At 34.4% G+C, this 15,916-nt stretch carries 18 protein-coding genes; 5 read left to right on the forward strand and 13 right to left on the reverse strand.

The features are described 5' to 3' along the window. Positions 1-12 precede the first annotated feature (12 nt). The 3 genes from OZP09_RS07685 (at position 13) to OZP09_RS07695 (ending at position 2,516) form a co-directional block, all read left to right on the forward strand. Positions 13-453: a sterol desaturase family protein gene (locus OZP09_RS07685; protein ID WP_025572284.1), complete on the forward strand. Its 441-nt coding sequence runs from the start codon at positions 13-15 to the stop codon at positions 451-453. A 122-nt stretch (positions 454-575) separates the two neighbouring features. Next, positions 576-1,043 carry an SRPBCC family protein gene (locus tag OZP09_RS07690; protein WP_269237274.1) on the forward strand — a complete coding sequence of 156 codons (468 nt, stop codon included), beginning with the start codon at positions 576-578 and terminating at the stop codon, positions 1,041-1,043. A gap of 177 nt (positions 1,044-1,220) precedes the next feature. Further along, positions 1,221-2,516, forward strand: a complete 1,296-nt coding sequence (locus tag OZP09_RS07695; RefSeq protein ID WP_281310565.1) for a cryptochrome/photolyase family protein — start codon at positions 1,221-1,223, stop codon at positions 2,514-2,516. Positions 2,517-2,649: 133 nt separating this feature from the next. On the opposite strand, the gene OZP09_RS07700 is transcribed toward OZP09_RS07695, so the two are convergent. The 9 genes from OZP09_RS07700 to OZP09_RS07740 form a co-directional block, all read right to left on the reverse strand. Then, positions 2,650-3,096, reverse strand: coding sequence for a hypothetical protein (locus tag OZP09_RS07700; protein ID WP_269237275.1), 447 nt, complete (start codon positions 3,094-3,096; stop codon positions 2,650-2,652). Positions 3,097-3,125: 29 nt separating this feature from the next. Then, complete coding sequence (locus OZP09_RS07705; protein ID WP_269237276.1) at positions 3,126-3,257, reverse strand: hypothetical protein; 132 nt, start codon at positions 3,255-3,257, stop codon at positions 3,126-3,128. Between the two features lie 351 nt (positions 3,258-3,608). Next, complete coding sequence (locus OZP09_RS07710; RefSeq protein ID WP_269237277.1) at positions 3,609-4,337, reverse strand: hypothetical protein; 729 nt, start codon at positions 4,335-4,337, stop codon at positions 3,609-3,611. After that, on the reverse strand, positions 4,334-5,926 hold the full coding sequence (locus tag OZP09_RS07715) for an RNA-directed DNA polymerase (RefSeq protein ID WP_269237278.1): 1,593 nt from the start codon (positions 5,924-5,926) through the stop codon (positions 4,334-4,336). The genes OZP09_RS07710 and OZP09_RS07715 overlap by 4 nt, the downstream gene beginning before the upstream one ends. Before the next feature lie 376 nt (positions 5,927-6,302). Continuing rightward, positions 6,303-7,721 carry an SDR family oxidoreductase gene (locus OZP09_RS07720; protein WP_281310566.1) on the reverse strand — a complete coding sequence of 473 codons (1,419 nt, stop codon included), beginning with the start codon at positions 7,719-7,721 and terminating at the stop codon, positions 6,303-6,305. A gap of 5 nt (positions 7,722-7,726) precedes the next feature. Further along, a complete protein-coding gene (locus OZP09_RS07725) occupies positions 7,727-8,410 on the reverse strand; it encodes an SDR family NAD(P)-dependent oxidoreductase (RefSeq protein WP_269237279.1) in 684 nt (227 codons plus the stop codon). Then, positions 8,407-8,685: a TIGR03643 family protein gene (locus OZP09_RS07730; RefSeq protein ID WP_269237280.1), complete on the reverse strand. Its 279-nt coding sequence runs from the start codon at positions 8,683-8,685 to the stop codon at positions 8,407-8,409. Before OZP09_RS07730 ends, OZP09_RS07725 begins: the two co-directional genes overlap by 4 nt. Continuing rightward, positions 8,682-9,989, reverse strand: coding sequence for an ABC1 kinase family protein (locus OZP09_RS07735; protein WP_269237281.1), 1,308 nt, complete (start codon positions 9,987-9,989; stop codon positions 8,682-8,684). The genes OZP09_RS07730 and OZP09_RS07735 overlap by 4 nt, the downstream gene beginning before the upstream one ends. Continuing rightward, positions 9,986-10,648 (reverse strand): TetR family transcriptional regulator C-terminal domain-containing protein, encoded by a 663-nt coding sequence (locus tag OZP09_RS07740; RefSeq protein ID WP_281310567.1) that lies wholly within the window; start codon positions 10,646-10,648, stop codon positions 9,986-9,988. The genes OZP09_RS07735 and OZP09_RS07740 overlap by 4 nt, the downstream gene beginning before the upstream one ends. Before the next feature lie 98 nt (positions 10,649-10,746). On the opposite strand from OZP09_RS07740, the gene OZP09_RS07745 reads away from it, so the two are divergent. Further along, on the forward strand, positions 10,747-11,658 hold the full coding sequence (locus OZP09_RS07745) for a TIGR01777 family oxidoreductase (protein WP_269237283.1): 912 nt from the start codon (positions 10,747-10,749) through the stop codon (positions 11,656-11,658). A gap of 6 nt (positions 11,659-11,664) precedes the next feature. On the opposite strand, the gene OZP09_RS07750 is transcribed toward OZP09_RS07745, so the two are convergent. The 4 genes from OZP09_RS07750 to OZP09_RS07765 all read right to left on the reverse strand — a co-directional run bounded on the left by OZP09_RS07750 (position 11,665) and on the right by OZP09_RS07765 (position 14,816). Further along, positions 11,665-12,234 (reverse strand): YceI family protein, encoded by a 570-nt coding sequence (locus tag OZP09_RS07750; protein WP_269237284.1) that lies wholly within the window; start codon positions 12,232-12,234, stop codon positions 11,665-11,667. A 198-nt stretch (positions 12,235-12,432) separates the two neighbouring features. After that, a complete protein-coding gene (locus OZP09_RS07755; protein WP_269237285.1) occupies positions 12,433-12,828 on the reverse strand; it encodes a VOC family protein in 396 nt (131 codons plus the stop codon). A gap of 18 nt (positions 12,829-12,846) precedes the next feature. Next, positions 12,847-13,395, reverse strand: a complete 549-nt coding sequence (locus tag OZP09_RS07760; RefSeq protein WP_269237286.1) for an acyl-CoA thioesterase — start codon at positions 13,393-13,395, stop codon at positions 12,847-12,849. Between the two features lie 47 nt (positions 13,396-13,442). Beyond that, positions 13,443-14,816, reverse strand: coding sequence for a DNA recombination protein RmuC (locus tag OZP09_RS07765; protein WP_269237287.1), 1,374 nt, complete (start codon positions 14,814-14,816; stop codon positions 13,443-13,445). Between the two features lie 190 nt (positions 14,817-15,006). Between OZP09_RS07765 and OZP09_RS07770 the strand changes: the two genes are divergently transcribed. Continuing rightward, entirely contained in the window at positions 15,007-15,867 is an 861-nt protein-coding gene (locus tag OZP09_RS07770) for a protease complex subunit PrcB family protein (RefSeq protein ID WP_281310568.1), read from the forward strand. Positions 15,868-15,916: the final 49 nt, after the last annotated feature.

Raw genomic sequence — 15,916 nt, forward strand, 5'->3', positions numbered from 1 at the left:
AAAAAATACAAAATGATTTCTTTTTTAATCTTTTTAGGGGTTTTTCTGTTCATGGAATGCGTTACCTGGCTTACGCACAAATACATTATGCATGGGCTGATGTGGTATTTCCACGCAGATCATCACCAGCCAAAATACGAACATACTTTTGAGCGTAATGATATCTTTTTTGTCATTTTCGCCATTCCAAGCATCATTCTTTTTTACTTTGGAGTCCAGGGCGGTTTCAATTATTTGTTTTTTGTGGCATGTGGCATTACCACTTACGGAATATGCTATTTTCTGATTCACGATGTATTGATCCACCAACGTTTTAAATGGTTTAAAAACACCAAAAACAGATATCTTATCGGCCTACGAAAAGCACATAAAATCCACCATAAACATTTAGGAAAAGAACACGGCGAATGTTTCGGAATGTTATTCGTGCCTTTCAAATATTATAAAATGTAGCAAAATTTGGGCGTTCCCCAAGGGTCGGGCTTTCCGTTCCCGCTTCCCGATAAAAAATCGGGAGAGCTCCACTTTAATCCCTAACGCATTCGTAAATCAGGAAATTTCCCTAATCCAAGTCTATGAAAATCTATAAACTAGAAACCGTTCAGCATCTTAATGCCACTATTGAAGAATGCTGGGACTTTTTCTCAAGTCCTCAAAACCTTCAAACCATCACACCCAAAGACATGAGCTTCGAAATCCAGGATTTTGATGGAAAGCGCATGTATCCCGGACAAATCATAACCTATACGCTGAAACCTTTGTTCGGAATTAAAATGAATTGGGTAACCATCATTACCGTTTCTCAGGAAAACCAGTATTTCATAGACGAACAACGTTTCGGTCCTTACGCTTTATGGCATCACAAACACTTTTTTGAACCGGCAGAAAATGGCGGAACTAAAATGACCGACATCGTGCATTATGCCATTCCATTTGGATTTCTCGGACAAATCATGAATACGTTAGTGGTAAATAAAAAGATCAGGGGCATCTTTGATTTTCGTCGTACCAAAATCGACGAATTGTTCAATTCGAAATTATAATTGCAAACTTTATGTTTAAACACATGGAAACATAGATTCAATTTGTGCTTAAAGGCGTTTCACTTTTATAAAAACACATAGTTATGTGTTGAGAAATGTGTTTCTCTTTTTACACCCTCTTGAAAATCAAAATCTATGTATCTATGTGTTAAAAAATAAACAGTGAAAACCCATATAATGGCAAAACAAAAAGTTACTTTTTTCTGGTTCCGACGCGATTTGCGTTTAGAAGACAATACTGGATTATTTCACGCCTTACAATCCGGTTTTCCTGTTATTCCGCTTTTTATTTTTGATGACTCAATTCTGGAAAGCCTCCCAAAAAATGATGCCAGAGTGAATTTCATCTATGATTCACTTGAAAAGATAAACACTGAATTGCATGCTGTACCATCTTCAATCTTAATCAAAAAAGGAAACACTAAAAACGTCTGGCAGTCACTTATCGAAGAATTTGATATTCAAACTGTTTTCTTCAACAAAGATTACGAACCTTATGCCATTAAGCGTGATTTAGCCATTACCAAAGTATTAAAAGAAAACAATATTGAATCTTTCTCCTTCAAAGATCACGTTATTTTTGAAGAAAAAGAAATCACAAAAACTGATGGTCTCCCATATACAGTTTACACACCCTACAAAAACAAATGGCTGGAGAAATATAAAATGGCAGGACAAGTTCCTGAATACGATACCAAACCATTATTGAGCAACTTTGCGAAAACTTCATGTCCATTTCCTGCATTACCTGAAATTGGTTTTGAAAGAAGCTCGATAAAAGTCCAGCCACACAACTTAAGCCAGATTGGAAATTATAAAGAAACCCGTGATTTCCCGGCTTTAGACAGTACTTCGTATCTTTCACCGCATTTGCGTTTTGGAACCGTTAGTATTCGGAAATTAGTGAATTGGGCCAACCGAAAAAACCAGATTTTTTTGAGCGAATTAATCTGGAGGGAATTCTTTATTCAGATTCTGTTTAGCTTTCCGAAATGTGTCAATCACAATTTCAAACCAGCTTATGACGGAATTGAGTGGCGCAATAACGAAGACGATTTCAAGCGCTGGTGCTCCGGAACAACAGGTTATCCCATGGTCGATGCCGGAATGCGTCAACTCAACGAGACCGGTTATATGCACAATCGCGTACGTATGGTGGTAGCGAGTTTTTTATGCAAACATCTATTGATCAACTGGCAATGGGGCGAAGCTTATTTTGCAGAGAAATTATTAGATTTTGAATTAGCCTCCAACGTTGGCAACTGGCAATGGGCAGCCGGAACGGGCTGTGATGCTGCTCCGTATTTCAGGGTTTTTAATCCGGAAATCCAGCAAAAGAAATTCGACGAAAAAGGAACCTACATCCGCAAATGGATTCCTGAATTTGATTTGGGTTATAATGAACCAATGATTGATCATGCTTTTGCGAGGGATCGTGCAATTGCGACTTACAAGACGGGGATTTTGAAGTAATGTTACCTTGTTATTTTCGACTTATGAAAAATGAGTATTTCAGTGAAATGCAAAATTGTTAATATAAAATACAAAACCAACTTCCCATTAAGTTTATTGCCTCAAATCCGTTGTAGCTTTTAATAGTTCGTTTTTATTTTTTAACAAGGAATCTCAGTTTTTCTTTTTTAAATTGATATTCAATTTCCTCAAAATTTCTATTTTCAATTATTTCTCTTTCTTTGATGTCAATAATAAAACTTACTTTAGTAATCCAAGTATTAGAAACATTTGAAAAGTCAGAGTCAATTTCTTTTTCATCAGAGTCAATTTCAATTTCATAATCTTTGGTCAGTAAGGTTATTTTAGTTCCACGAGATGTTTTTAAATTCAAATGACTCAGAATTGTAGAATTCATAAATAAAAATCCATTTAATTCCTGAAAGTCTAACCAAAATTGACCTTGTTTTGATTCTGCAATTTTAATACCTGAAATATTTTTAATTTTCTCTTCAGTGTGAGTATCAACGTGTAATTTTTCAATTGCCCTAATATTTCCAAGAGCTGCTAAAATTTCATCTTTTTTTCTTAAAATATTCATTTACTCGATTTTTATTTTTAGTAAAAACTCTAAAAGTTAATAGAAATGATTTTATCCCATTTTTCTATTTCGGAAATTAGTTTACTGTTCTCGGTCAGTTTTCCATTTTCAGAATCTTCGGCTGACTTATCAATTCTTTTCTGAAACTCTTTTATTGTCATTGGTTTCAACTCACAACTATTTTGTTTTTTTTCTGTAATAGTTTTTCTAAATGAGAAATTGCTTTCTCACTTTCTAGTTTGAGAAAATCTTTTATAAAATTTAATTTTCGAGTTTGCAAATCCATTTTTTCTGTCTTTCTTTTTTCTAAACTACAAATTAACTTTAAACGATTGTTTTATTTTATACAGATTTTGCCAAACCAGAGTTTTGGCGTATATCTTTTTTGACTCGTCATAAGATACTAAACTCAATCTGTCTGTCGTTTGTAACTAATGCCTATTTTAAAACGAGTTTCATTGTTCGTGCTACGCACGCAACGAAATTATAGCTGTTAACAGTAGTAATTTCTTTCAAAATCTACTGTCAATTTCAACATCTCTATTGAGTCCATTTAGTAGGTTTTCAAATGCTTCATTTGGTGTCTTTCCACCTGTCAATTTATATATTAAACTCTTAATATTGAATTTACAATAAACTCCTTTTCTTGGATTATATAAGCCTGCAAATTTCCAATTTTCTTCTCCGCTTACTTGTCTTAAAGCGATGTAAATAAATAGTTGTTTTAAGTCACTTGATTTGAAATTTCTGTTTACTGTTTTTATCTCAAATAATGAATCTCCAATTGAAATGTCTGCAAACAAATCAGGTATAAAGCTATATCCTTTTAACTTTGGCTTGAATATGACGTCTTTTCCGCCCAATTTTTCAATAAATTCAAGTGTGTTGTCTGCGATAGAAATTATTTCTAGTTTCTCGATTTCTGAAATACTTAAATCATTTTCAGAATAATTGCCAGACCTCCAAATACTTCTTGCGGTTTCTTCTATAATTATATCTTGTTCCTTTTCGGTGAATGCGTTCAAAGGAGTTACCTTGTTCAAAAAGGCAAATTCAGAAAGGTTAAAAGCAGCTTCTGAAACTAAATCATACCTTACTTCATCTAAAGCAATTACTTGTTTTGCATTTATCGCTGTAATTTGGGTATCATTAAACACGCGAATGAAAGTTGGTGTAAGTAATGGAAAATGCTGTTTCCATATTGCACTGAATTTTTCAGATATATCTCTTTCACTTATCATACTAATATGTTTTGATTAGCTTGTTTTCTCATAGCACACCAGTCTCTAAAAAGTTTTTCTTCCTTACTGAATAGTTTTTTGTTATCGCCTCTCCAATGATTACCCTCATCATCTAAGAAATATGATGCATAAATAACTGCTCTTCTTTCCCAAGCCGTCAATGTTGTAAAGTTGTTTTTTATATCAACAAGCCAATAATGACAGTTCCAATTTGACATTGCAATAATTATTTGCCTCTTAATAAAGTGGTTTATTGGCATTTCAAATAGTTTGACGAACAAATACTCTTTTTCAGCTGAGTGTCTTATAGATAATATTTGTATGATATAACTGATATTCATTTCTATTTTAGTTAGAAAACTTTCAATGTTGAATAAGTTAATTAGTGAGCTATCAACCAAATCTTTACCCTCATTAATCAAGTCATCATAAACACTTCTTACAGATCGCATAATTGAAGTGAAAACAGGAGAGAGTGTTACCAAATTATTTTGGTCAAGTAAAATTTTTACTGCTTGCACTTGATTTTCAGGTATCAATGCTTTTATAGCGTTGATAGCTTGCTTTGTAACCGTTTGGTCAATTCTCGTTTTGTTAACCTCTCTAGAAAGAATACCGATAATATCAATTTCTCTTACGGCTTCCTTTAGAGTTTCATAATCTTCGACTGCTGTAGCTGAGTAAGGGTCGAATCGTATCGAAATATTTAGTAGTTTTTGTTCATCTTCTGCAACTTCCGAATTTGGTTGTGGGTCAAGAAATAGGTGTATTTCTTTGAATTCTTCGGATGCCATAATTTTAGTTTTATCTTTTTGCAATCCAAGTTGGTCGTTAGATAACTTTTCAGAAAGCAGAATTAGTTTTTTATATGCATCAGATTCACTTTCACAAAATATTGTGTAGTCATCTGCATACCTGCAAAAAACAACTCCTTTTGATTTTAAATGTTTGTCTGTATGATTAAGAGCGAGTTCTGCTAAAATTCTTGAAGCAGGACCACCAACTGGAAGTCCATAAGAAATTGTTCCAGAGAACTTGCTAAGTATTTTCATTATTTTGCCTTGAACTTTGTTGTTTGGGTCAATTCGTTTTAATTCATTCTCTAATTTATGATGGTTAATTCTGGGATAAAAATTTGATATGTCAGTTTGTAAAACATAGTTGTAATTTTTCGAATACTCAATGCACTGTTTTTTATAATCTATCCAAGTAGTATCCTTGAATAATGACCCAGTTGATTCATTCCATTGATAACGATATGAGAATACATTTTTTTCTTGTTCATTTAGTCTTTTGTTTTCAATGTCTTCAGCTATTGATATAACAAGTCCTAAGAAATATGCATTCCAAAAAGGTTCAATTAATGTTGCTTGTCTGAAGCCATAATATCCAACTTGGCTTAGTTCAACTATAGTCAAAGGTGGCGATTGTGCAATTGCTTCATCAATATTATTGTGATAAGCCTCTAAAATATCTAGAGTTTCTTCCAACTTTTGTTCAAAAAGATTTCGTTCAAATGGAAACGGGAAAATGTCTGTGTCACCGTGTCGAACTATATTTTCCAATGCTTTTTTAAAATTGTCTCTCATTTATCTTGATGTATTGTGGTCGTCTTTAAAATTGGTGCTAACTCATTTATATCAGCCATAAAATGACTTAAATAAACTTATTTTGTGTTCGCTTTGTGCCATAAATTGCTTAGCGAATATAGGAAAAACTTTCATAAATCTTTAAATATAATTTTATACCTCAGAGAACTTCTATACCGTTTAGCCTGACCGCTATTTTAATTTCAACAAATGGATTATTAACACTAAAAATATACTTATGAAACCTAAACCCCTAGCCCAGATGGAAACGGCATCCTTTTGTGGCGGTCCCGATAACTATCGGGAGCAAACAAAAGATACAGTGTACAGCTGGACACGAGCGATATCGAACTGACGAAGTAAATAGCTCCTGAAACTACTTAATGAGTTTATTCAGCATTCCGTTGAAGATAAAGCCATGAAAAGGCAGAACGGAATACCAGTACAATTTTCCTAAGATTCCTTTTGGCTTAAAAGTTGCTGCCTGATACAACGTATTGTGAATGATTTTAAATTCGAGCCAGGCTTCGCCGGGGAGTTTCATTTCGGCATATAAAATCAGTTTTCCTTCTTTTTTATTGGCGTACAGAACGCGCCAAAAATCGAGTGCGTCTCCGGGATAAATATTGTGTTTATTGGTCCTGCCGCGACGGGAACCAACGCCTCCAAACAGCTTATCGATAAAACCTCTCAAGCTCCAGAGCCAGTCACCATAATACCAGCCGGTATCGCCTCCAATAGACCAAATCTGATTAATGGTATAATCCCGATCCAGAATTTCTTTTTTTCGCCGGTCAATGTAACAGCCTTTTTTAGGCACTTTTATATGTGAAGAAAGTCTTTGGCTCAACCTGCCGCTAATGAGTGAATCCTTCCAGCTTGAAGCCACTTTATCTTCATCCACTTTTAACAAGGCTCTTGAAAGCGCTTCTTTGTAACTGATTGGCTGTACACCTAAAAGGTCATTGATGCGGTGATCGCTGCAAATTACCTCCACTTTCATACTGCTTACCAAAGCGGTTGCCAGTTTATAGGAAGTCGAGGTTACAAAATACAGCCAGTAGGATGACAGTTTGGGTGTCATTACCGGAATGGTAAAAATATACCTTTTTAGATTTTTTGCTTCGGCGAAAGCCAGTAGCATTTGTTTGTAGGTTAGAATATCCGGACCTCCAATATCAAAACTTTGATTATAGGTAAGGGTATTAAAAAGTGATTTTGAAAGGAATTCCAATACATCATTGATGGCAATTGGCTGGCATTTTGTATTGAGCCATTTAGGCGTAATCATGACAGGAAGTTTGTTGACCAGATCACGGATAATTTCGAAAGAAGCACTTCCGGATCCTACTATAATTCCTGCTCTTAACGTCGTCAATGGCACTTTTGATTTTGCTAAAATACTTTCGACATTTTTGCGTGAAGACAGATGTTTTGAGAGTGATTTATCATTTACGATTCCGCTCAAATATAAAATTTGCTGCGCCTGGGTTTGATTGATCCTCTCTGAAAAATTCGCTGCCGAAATACTTTCGAGTTCATCATAATTGGTATCAGAACCCGACATGGAATGGATGAGATAAAATGCAGCATCAATATCTGCCGGAATATTTACCAGGGTTGATTTATCTAAAAAATCAACTTCAACAACCTGTATTTTTCCCTGGAAATCTTCAGGTACATAAAATCTGTTTTTATCCCTTACAGAACAAACTACATCATGACCTTGTGCTAACAAAATAGGTAAAATCCGTTTACCGATATAACCTGTAGCGCCTGTTAGCAGAATTTTCATCGCCCTTAGATTTTAAAAGTCACGAGACCATAATCCATTTCGAAAATCTGACCTGAAATAGAATTTGCTTTTTCTGAAATAAGGAAATCAACCATGTTCGCTACTTCATCAGGCTTTAAATAACTTTTCATTGGATGTCTTTCGATCATATTTTCTTTCATGCGATCGTTTCGGAGTATGGAAGCTGAGAGTGAAGTATCCGTTATAGTAGGCGCAATCGCATTAATGCGTACAACAGGAGCCAATTCTGCTCCAAGTGATTTTACCAAACCTTCAACCCCTGCTTTTGCAGTTGCAATACTGGCGTGAAAAGGCATTCCTAATTTAGCAGCAACTGTACTAAATAAAACGACAGAAGGCTGGTTGCCTTTTTTTAAAACAGGTAAATATTTCTGGATTGCTTTTACGGCACCTATCACATTAATTTCAAAGTCATTTCTGAAATCATCAACACTTAATCCCGAGATAGGCTTTAAATTAATAGAACCCGGACAATAAATCAAGGTATCAATGCTTTCGACAGGAGGAAGTTCGTCCTTCAAAATATCTAAACCAAAATGAGTCAGGTTTGGATGGGAAAAATCAGGTTCTGTCCTACTGATATTTAATACTTTGTTATTTTCTAACTGCTGCATTAAAATACCTCTTCCAATACCTTTACTTCCGCCAACAATTAGAATGTTTTTCATCTTTTCGAAATTTTATTATGGGTTATATGTCTTTGTCGGGAACATTTAAAACGACCTTCTCTAAAGTCTCTCAATTTTTCATGCTTGGTTTTCCTACCCTGAACACGTTCCCGCCACATTTTAAAACTTGAAGCTTTCATTTCGATTCGCATTAAATCGATAACTTCCTGTTCTTTTAAACCAAATTGCATAAAGATAGCCTCAAAAGTAGTCCTGTCTTCCCAAGCCATTTCTATGATTCTGTCTTTTTCCAGATCTGTCATTTCTTTTATCATTTGTATTTTTGAAATTCGTTCACTACAATTTTTGCTTTCAGATCAAACATTAAATTATAAAGCCCAAAGAACGTACGGTTCATGTAAATAAAATGTTTGGATCCGCGGTTTCCGTTCATTTTTTTCAGGTTGGTATCTTCTGAGAAACGTTTTCCTAATTCGGCAATAGCGTTGAAAAATTCCTCATCAGCAAAATCGAAAGTTTCGTTTTGAAAAGGTTTGGTAAACAATGATAACAAATCATGAAACATTGTTGTAAAATATTCAATTTCAGCAGCAGTATCGTCTGTGCGAAGGATTTCTAATTCGAATAATTTATCATTGAAAAGATCTTTATCAGTAATAACATTTTTGTTTATCAGTTCGAAATACGGAATATAAAACTCATTCGGAATTTGTTTCATACAGCCAAAATCCAATGCAATCAGTCGGTTTTGATCGTCAACCAGAAAATTTCCGGGATGCGGATCTGCGTGCACTTTTCGTAACACATGAATCTGATACATATAGAAATCCCAAAGCGCCTGACCAATTTTATTTCCTGTTTCACGATCAAAATCTTTGGCCGTAAACTCAGAAAGGTGAATTCCGGTCATCCAGTCCATCGTAATGATTTTCTCTGATGAAAATTCAGGATAATAGCTTGGAAAAAGAATGTTTTCTATTTTACTGCAGGCTTCTACAACTTCCTGACTTTGTTTTAACTCCAGCAAATAATTCGTTTCTTCGATGAGTTTGTCTTCAACCTCCTTAAAATATTTATCAGAATCTTTTCCCTGCAGGTTAAACATTCGGATGGCGATTGGTTTTACCAAAGCCAGATCTGATGAAATGCTGTTGGCAACACCAGGATACTGAATTTTAACGGCAAGCTTCTTCCCGTCTTTCTTCGCCAGATGCACTTGCCCGATACTGGCTGCATTAACCGAATTGGCATTGAATTCATCAAAAATTTCATAAGGAGTTTTGCCAAAATTATTCTTGAAGGTTTTTAAAACCAAAGGCGCCGAAAGTGGCGGAACAGAAAATTGCGACAAAGAAAATTTCTCTACATACGCCTGAGGCAAAAAGTTTTTGTCCATACTCAGCATCTGGGCGACTTTGAGTGCACTTCCTTTTAAGCTTTTTAGTCCGTCGTAAATGTCTTCGGCATTATTTTCATTGAGTTTATCGCGCGTCAAATCAGGATTGACTATTTTTTCCGCATAATGCTTTACATAGTTTACGCCAATTTTAGCTCCTGTTTGCACGAGTTTTCCAGCTCGTTCTATTTTTGACGTTGGTATATAATCGATTGTTTTCATTGTTTGCTGTATATTTTTTCTTTGAAGAGAAATTTTCCTAAATCTATAAGATGGTTCATTGGCGCCACATTCATTAATTCGAAGGAAGCATTAACCGATTTTTCGATAAAAATATCTGTTTTTTCAAAAGCTGCAGATTCATCATCTTTCCAGAATTTTATGGTCAGCATCAATTGCAGCCAGGCGCTTTCCTGAATGGTTTTCTCCTGAAACTTCTGCAGTTTTTCAACTTCAAGTCTATAATCATCCGTCAGGATTTCAGCAACATATGCTTTAAAACTATCCCTGAGCGAAGTAAGCTGCGTTAAGTTTTTCAATGGATTTCTGTCGGTTTTCAGTGATTGTAATACATAACTTCTGTTGGCTGTCAGGATTTCGAAGAAGGTAAAATAAAAACTCAGCATTTTGTTTTTCATATCATATTCCGGATAGTCCTCGTGCTGATGCAATAACTTCAAAGTGTTATCAAAAAACAATCTGAAAATTTCTTTTTCCAAACCTTCGAGCGTTCCAAAAAATGAATAAAATTCAGCCTCCGTAAAATCCTTATCTTTAACAAAATGATAAACGGATTTTGGCTTTTCGCCTTTTTCCAGTACTTCATTCATATATATTGAAACAATATCTTCTTTAGTGATTATCTTATTTTTAGGAGCCATTTCTTTTAAATTTAGAATTTGCCTTAAAGGTAAGGAATGTTTAACTATCTTTACGGATAGTTAAACAAAAGTTACTGTTAAATATTTGATAAACTATTATGGCTAAAAACGTATTACTTACAGGAGGGACGGGATTCATTGGTAAACATCTTACCAGCGTACTACTCGCAAATGGTTTTTCGGTATCCATTTTAAGCAGATCACCCCGAAATAACAGGGATCAAATTACCTATTACAAATGGAATCCTGACCAAAATTATATTGACGATGAAGCTATTATTTCTGCAGATTATATCATTCATCTCGCGGGCGAAGGAATTGTCGAGAAAAGATGGACTGCTAAACGTAAAAAAGACATTTTAGAAAGCCGCATAAAACCTGTCGAACTTATTTATTCGGTTTTAGAAAAAAAGAATAAATCCCTAAAAGCCTTTATTTCTGCTTCAGCAGTTGGGATTTACGGAGCTGAAACATCGGATGAAATTTGTACGGAAGACAGTCCTCACGCCAATGACTTTTTAGGTACTACCTGCCAAAAATGGGAAGATGAAGTAACTAAAATCGAATCTTTAGGCATCAGATCAGTAAAAATCAGGACTGGAATTGTTTTAGGCAGAAACGAAGGCTTCCTTAAAAAACTGCTGCCTGGTTTTAAAATGGGTTTCGGAACCATATTAGGAACAGGTAAACAATATTTGCCCTGGATACACATTGAAGATTTGTGCGGTATCTATTTAAAAGCCATTGAGGATGAAGAACTAAAGGGTTCATATAATGCAACTGTTTTAGATAACACTACAAATGAGATATTATCTAAAACACTTGCAAACGCACTCGGTTATGCTATCTGGTTACCAAAGGTTCCGGCTTTTGTACTTAAAATAGTTCTTGGCGAAATGAGCATTGCTGTACTGACAGGAAAAAGGGTATCAGCTGAAAAAATAAAGCAAAAAGGTTTCCATTTTCTGTTTGAAGACCTGAAAACGGCACTATCAAACTGTGTTTCCTGAAATTATTTATTTTAAAGTCAGCAGCATCGTTTCATCATTTCCTATAATACCGTTTAGCTCGGTATTGACTGTTTTCGCAATTTTAGAAGCGATTCTCTCCGGGATTGCAATATCAAAATCGGCAACAGCAATTGGGAAATCAGATTTGATTTGTATTCCTCCGTATACTTTTTTCAGAAAAGCTTTTACTTCAATATCTTTGTATTTACCGCGAATCATCAGCCTTCCTTTGATTACGTATTCTTTTTCGGTTTCATCAATATCTTTTAAGTCAAATTTTGCGATTTTGCCTTTAAAAACAGCTTTTGGATACCGATCACTTTCAAGATAATTTTCATTAAAATGCTGTTCCATCAAATCCAGCTTAAAATGAAAATCACGCATAGGAACAGTACATAAAAAAGTACTCGCTTTAGGATCTAAAACAATCATAACCGATTTGTTTACCGCTTTAATTTCTTCAAAACAAGGTACAGTAGCTTCAAAATTGATTATTGCCTTATTTGTAGAAATTTTTTCCTGCCCCATTATTGAACAGGCAGTAAACATTAAAATAAAAAATATAGTTCTTTTCATAATCGTCATCATTTAAACAATTATGTCATTCGATTTTTTAAGAAAGAAAACTAAGATTAAAAAACGAATGGCGTACTCCGTAAAATAATATGGTAATTCAGTGATTATACACTTAAATTTACGAATTATTCAGGAGCATGTTTAATGATTTTATGCTAAAATTTTGTGAAATTTAAACGAAAACGATTGAATCAAAGTTTAATTTTCAACTGCTGTACAGATTTCAATTAAAAACCCATTCAGATCCCTCACATAAGCCACAATTTGCCCCCATGGTTTCTGTTTAGGCTCTGAAACTAAAACAGCTCCTAACGAAGTTGCCTTTTGTACCAATTCACCAACATTATCGGTTATAAAACCTAATTCTATTGCAAAAGGCTTATCTTCTAAGCTGCTTTCAACAAAACCTTCAGGTAAATTTTGTGAAGCCAGTTTTTTGGAAGCAAATGAAATTGTAGTTTCTCCTGTGCTTAATTCCCCATAATCATTTTCAGGAGTTATAAATTTCCTTGAAAACCCAAAAGCGTTCTCGTAAAATGCAAGGGATATCTCCACATCTTCAACATATAAAATTGTATAGCCAAACTTTACCATCTTATTTTTATTTATTTATTATCCAATCTCTACCAATACATTGTACTTGTCTAAATTTGCCAAATCTTCAATTGAGTTTACTTTGGCTTCTTTTGCATGTTCTTCTATTTCTTTTTTAGTTTCAATTTGCTTGATGCATTTTCTGAAACGGCGCACTTCATCCAGATTGGTTAAAATTAATCCGGGAACCTGAACACTTTTACCTTCTTTATCTTTGGCAACCATCGTAAAATATGAGGAGTTGCAATGTTTGACAACACCAGTCTGAATATGCTCTGCCTCTACTCTAATGCCTACTACCATAGAGCTTCTTCCGACATAATTTACAGAGGCTTTCATGGTAACAAGTTCTCCTACTTCAATAGGTTTTAAAAAGTTTACCGTATCTACTGAAGCCGTTACACAATAATTGCCGCAAAATTTAGAGGCACAGGCAAAAGCAATCTGATCCAGCAATTGCAAAATATAGCCTCCATGAATTTTGCCGCTAAAATTGGTATGCGACGGAAGCATTAATTCGGAAATACTAATCTTTGATGAAGAAACGGGTTTAAAATCTGTAGTCATTTATTATTGTAATTTATGGTTTTGGTTCGTTTTATTTAAAATGAAAATTAATTTACTAATTGATTTTCATCCGAATTAGAAGCTCTGGCAATAATATTTTCCGGAAGTGTCTTTTTAGCCTTGGCTCCCATTTTTCTTAGTTTTTCAACACTGGAAATCAGGTTTCCTCTTCCTTCAACCAGTTTGTTCATCGCATTTTCATATTCTGTTTTGGTATCTTTTATTTTGTTCCCGATTCTTAGCAAATCCGTTACAAATCCTTCGAACTTATCATACAATGCGCCGGCCTGACGTGCAATTTCAAAAGCATTTTCCTGTTGTTTCTGGTTCGCCCACATACTGTCGATTGTGCGTAAAGTAGCCAGTAAAGTCGTTGGTGTCACAATCACGATATTTCGTGCAAAAGCTTTATTGTACAATTCCGGATCTTGGTTTAGCGCTATAGCAAAGGCAGGTTCTATTGGAACAAACAGCAAAACAAAATCCGGGCTTTCAATCTGGTACAAATCGTGGTAGTTTTTGCTTCCAAGCTGTTCCACATGCCTTTTTAAAGAGTTTACATGTTCTTTTAAGAATTCATTTTTAAAGATTTCATCTTCTTCATTTGACCATTTTTCATAAGCCGTTAAAGAAACTTTTGAATCCACAATCATTTTTTTTCCATCGGGCAGATTAATTACCACATCCGGAAATACACGATTTCCATCTGCATTTGCAAAACTTTGCTGCACTTCGTATTCCCTTCCTTTTTCAAGCCCCGATTTTTCCAGCACACGTTCCAGAACCAGCTCTCCCCAATTGCCCTGCATTTTACTGTCGCCTTTCAGCGCTTTTGTCAAATTCAAAGTTTCTTTGCTCATTTGCATATTCATTTCGCTTAAACCTAAAATCTGCTGACGAAGGGCTGCATGGTAATCAATACTTTCTTTATGGGTTTGTTCTACTTTTTGTTCAAATCCCTGAATTTTATCCTGAAGAGGCAACAGGATGTTTTTCATATTTACAGAATTTTGCTCAGTAAATTTTGCCGACTTTTCTTCAAGAATTTTATTGGCAAGATTTTCAAATTCTTTGGTAAATTTTTCCTGTAAAGCTGTTATTTCTGCTTTTTGCTCTTTATGACGCTCCCACAAATTTTCAAAATCGACTTCTTTTTTAGAAAGCTGAATTGCCAGGCTGTCTTTTTCGTTTCGGATATTTTCTTTCTCAGAATTTAATAAATGAAGCTGTTTTTCGAAACTGCTTTTTTCACTTAAAAATTGTTCTTTCTGAAGCAAAAGCTGAGAATTTGCCGCACTCAGTTTTTCATTCAAACTTACTTTTTGTGATTCAAATTTAGCCGAAGACACTATTCTTCCTAAATAAATACCTAAGAATACAGCAACTACAAAAACTAATAAAAGCGGAAGAATGTCCAACATAACTACGTTAATTTTTACGTAAAAGTACGCAATAATACGTAGTTTTAATCCTTAAGAATAAAATTTCACGAATTAGTAACCATTCTAAATTAAATAAACAATCAAGCTAATTTTTTTTTTAAAAAGAGATTTTCAACGCAACCTTTTTAAAATCATTACATCTACTATTTATAAACCTAAAAATAAAATGATGAAAAAGTTAATACTAAGCTTATTTATAGCTTTTGGATTCAGTGCCTGCTCGCTGAATGATGATTTACCTCAGGATACTTGTGGCGTATATACGAATGTTTCCTTTACCGGCTATCCTCTTGCTTGTAATTATACTCTTAAACAACAATTTACTAATCCTTCCGCTTTAATTATAAACACACAGGAAAAATTAAACCAGTATTTTACACAAAATACTACTAATCCTTGTCCTGGAAGCGATCCAAATATTAATTTTGCCAATAATTTTCTGGTTGGAATTTTTTCAGGGCAAACAACAACAACAGGTTATGGCATAAAGATTACTTCAATTGTAGAAAACAATTGTCAGATTGTTGTCAATTTTTATGAGCACGGACCACAAACAGGAGAGACAACTACTCCGGGTGCAAACTATCCTTCTGATTATGTTTTGATACCTAAAACGACAAAACCTATCTATTTTAATAAAACTACAGAAAACAAAGACAATATTGTAATTGGAACTTTTGGAGCAGCAAATGACTTTTTCCAGTTAAACGATTATAATATTCTTAAATTCTTAAATGTTACTACCGGAAATTATGAATTTGGTAAGTATAAAAATACTGCTACAATAAAAAGAGGTGAATACACGCTGTTCCTGAAAAGTGTACCAACTGAAATCTTAAACTTAAAAGGTCAGACCAAAACCTATGGAACTCCTGACCCGGCAAATCAGGGCGGTGTTTATTTTGAACTACATCAAGGTGCCAGTACAACAAAAATCTATATTGACAATGTTGATACAGCAGATCAGAGTACAGAAGTAAAAGCATTTAAGAAAGCTATTAAAGACAAAATCTTACTCTTAAAAGCTTAAACGAATAAAGGAAAAAACAAAATAAAACCTTGATAATCAATGACTAAAA

The sequence above is a fragment of the Flavobacterium flavigenum genome (assembly GCF_027111255.2).
Classification (GTDB): Bacteria; Bacteroidota; Bacteroidia; order Flavobacteriales; family Flavobacteriaceae; genus Flavobacterium; species Flavobacterium flavigenum.

Bases quoted from the DNA above. Each gene is read 5' to 3' on its own strand.
- OZP09_RS07760 (WP_269237286.1), bottom strand. From the start codon at position 13,395: ATGACTACAGATTTTAAACCCGTTTCTTCATCAAAGATTAGTATTTCC.
- OZP09_RS07690 (WP_269237274.1), top strand. From the start codon at position 576: ATGAAAATCTATAAACTAGAAACCGTTCAGCATCTTAATGCCACTATT.
- OZP09_RS07730 (WP_269237280.1), bottom strand. From the start codon at position 8,685: ATGATAAAAGAAATGACAGATCTGGAAAAAGACAGAATCATAGAAATG.
- OZP09_RS07685 (WP_025572284.1), top strand. From the start codon at position 13: ATGATTTCTTTTTTAATCTTTTTAGGGGTTTTTCTGTTCATGGAATGC.
- OZP09_RS07715 (WP_269237278.1), bottom strand. From the start codon at position 5,926: ATGAGAGACAATTTTAAAAAAGCATTGGAAAATATAGTTCGACACGGT.
- OZP09_RS07720 (WP_281310566.1), bottom strand. From the start codon at position 7,721: ATGAAAATTCTGCTAACAGGCGCTACAGGTTATATCGGTAAACGGATT.
- OZP09_RS07710 (WP_269237277.1), bottom strand. From the start codon at position 4,337: ATGATAAGTGAAAGAGATATATCTGAAAAATTCAGTGCAATATGGAAA.
- OZP09_RS07705 (WP_269237276.1), bottom strand. From the start codon at position 3,257: ATGACAATAAAAGAGTTTCAGAAAAGAATTGATAAGTCAGCCGAAGAT.
- OZP09_RS07740 (WP_281310567.1), bottom strand. From the start codon at position 10,648: ATGGCTCCTAAAAATAAGATAATCACTAAAGAAGATATTGTTTCAATA.
- OZP09_RS07750 (WP_269237284.1), bottom strand. From the start codon at position 12,234: ATGAAAAGAACTATATTTTTTATTTTAATGTTTACTGCCTGTTCAATA.
- OZP09_RS07735 (WP_269237281.1), bottom strand. From the start codon at position 9,989: ATGAAAACAATCGATTATATACCAACGTCAAAAATAGAACGAGCTGGA.
- OZP09_RS07725 (WP_269237279.1), bottom strand. From the start codon at position 8,410: ATGAAAAACATTCTAATTGTTGGCGGAAGTAAAGGTATTGGAAGAGGT.
- OZP09_RS07745 (WP_269237283.1), top strand. From the start codon at position 10,747: ATGGCTAAAAACGTATTACTTACAGGAGGGACGGGATTCATTGGTAAA.
- OZP09_RS07765 (WP_269237287.1), bottom strand. From the start codon at position 14,816: ATGTTGGACATTCTTCCGCTTTTATTAGTTTTTGTAGTTGCTGTATTC.
- OZP09_RS07695 (WP_281310565.1), top strand. From the start codon at position 1,221: ATGGCAAAACAAAAAGTTACTTTTTTCTGGTTCCGACGCGATTTGCGT.
- OZP09_RS07700 (WP_269237275.1), bottom strand. From the start codon at position 3,096: ATGAATATTTTAAGAAAAAAAGATGAAATTTTAGCAGCTCTTGGAAAT.
- OZP09_RS07755 (WP_269237285.1), bottom strand. From the start codon at position 12,828: ATGGTAAAGTTTGGCTATACAATTTTATATGTTGAAGATGTGGAGATA.
- OZP09_RS07770 (WP_281310568.1), top strand. From the start codon at position 15,007: ATGAAAAAGTTAATACTAAGCTTATTTATAGCTTTTGGATTCAGTGCC.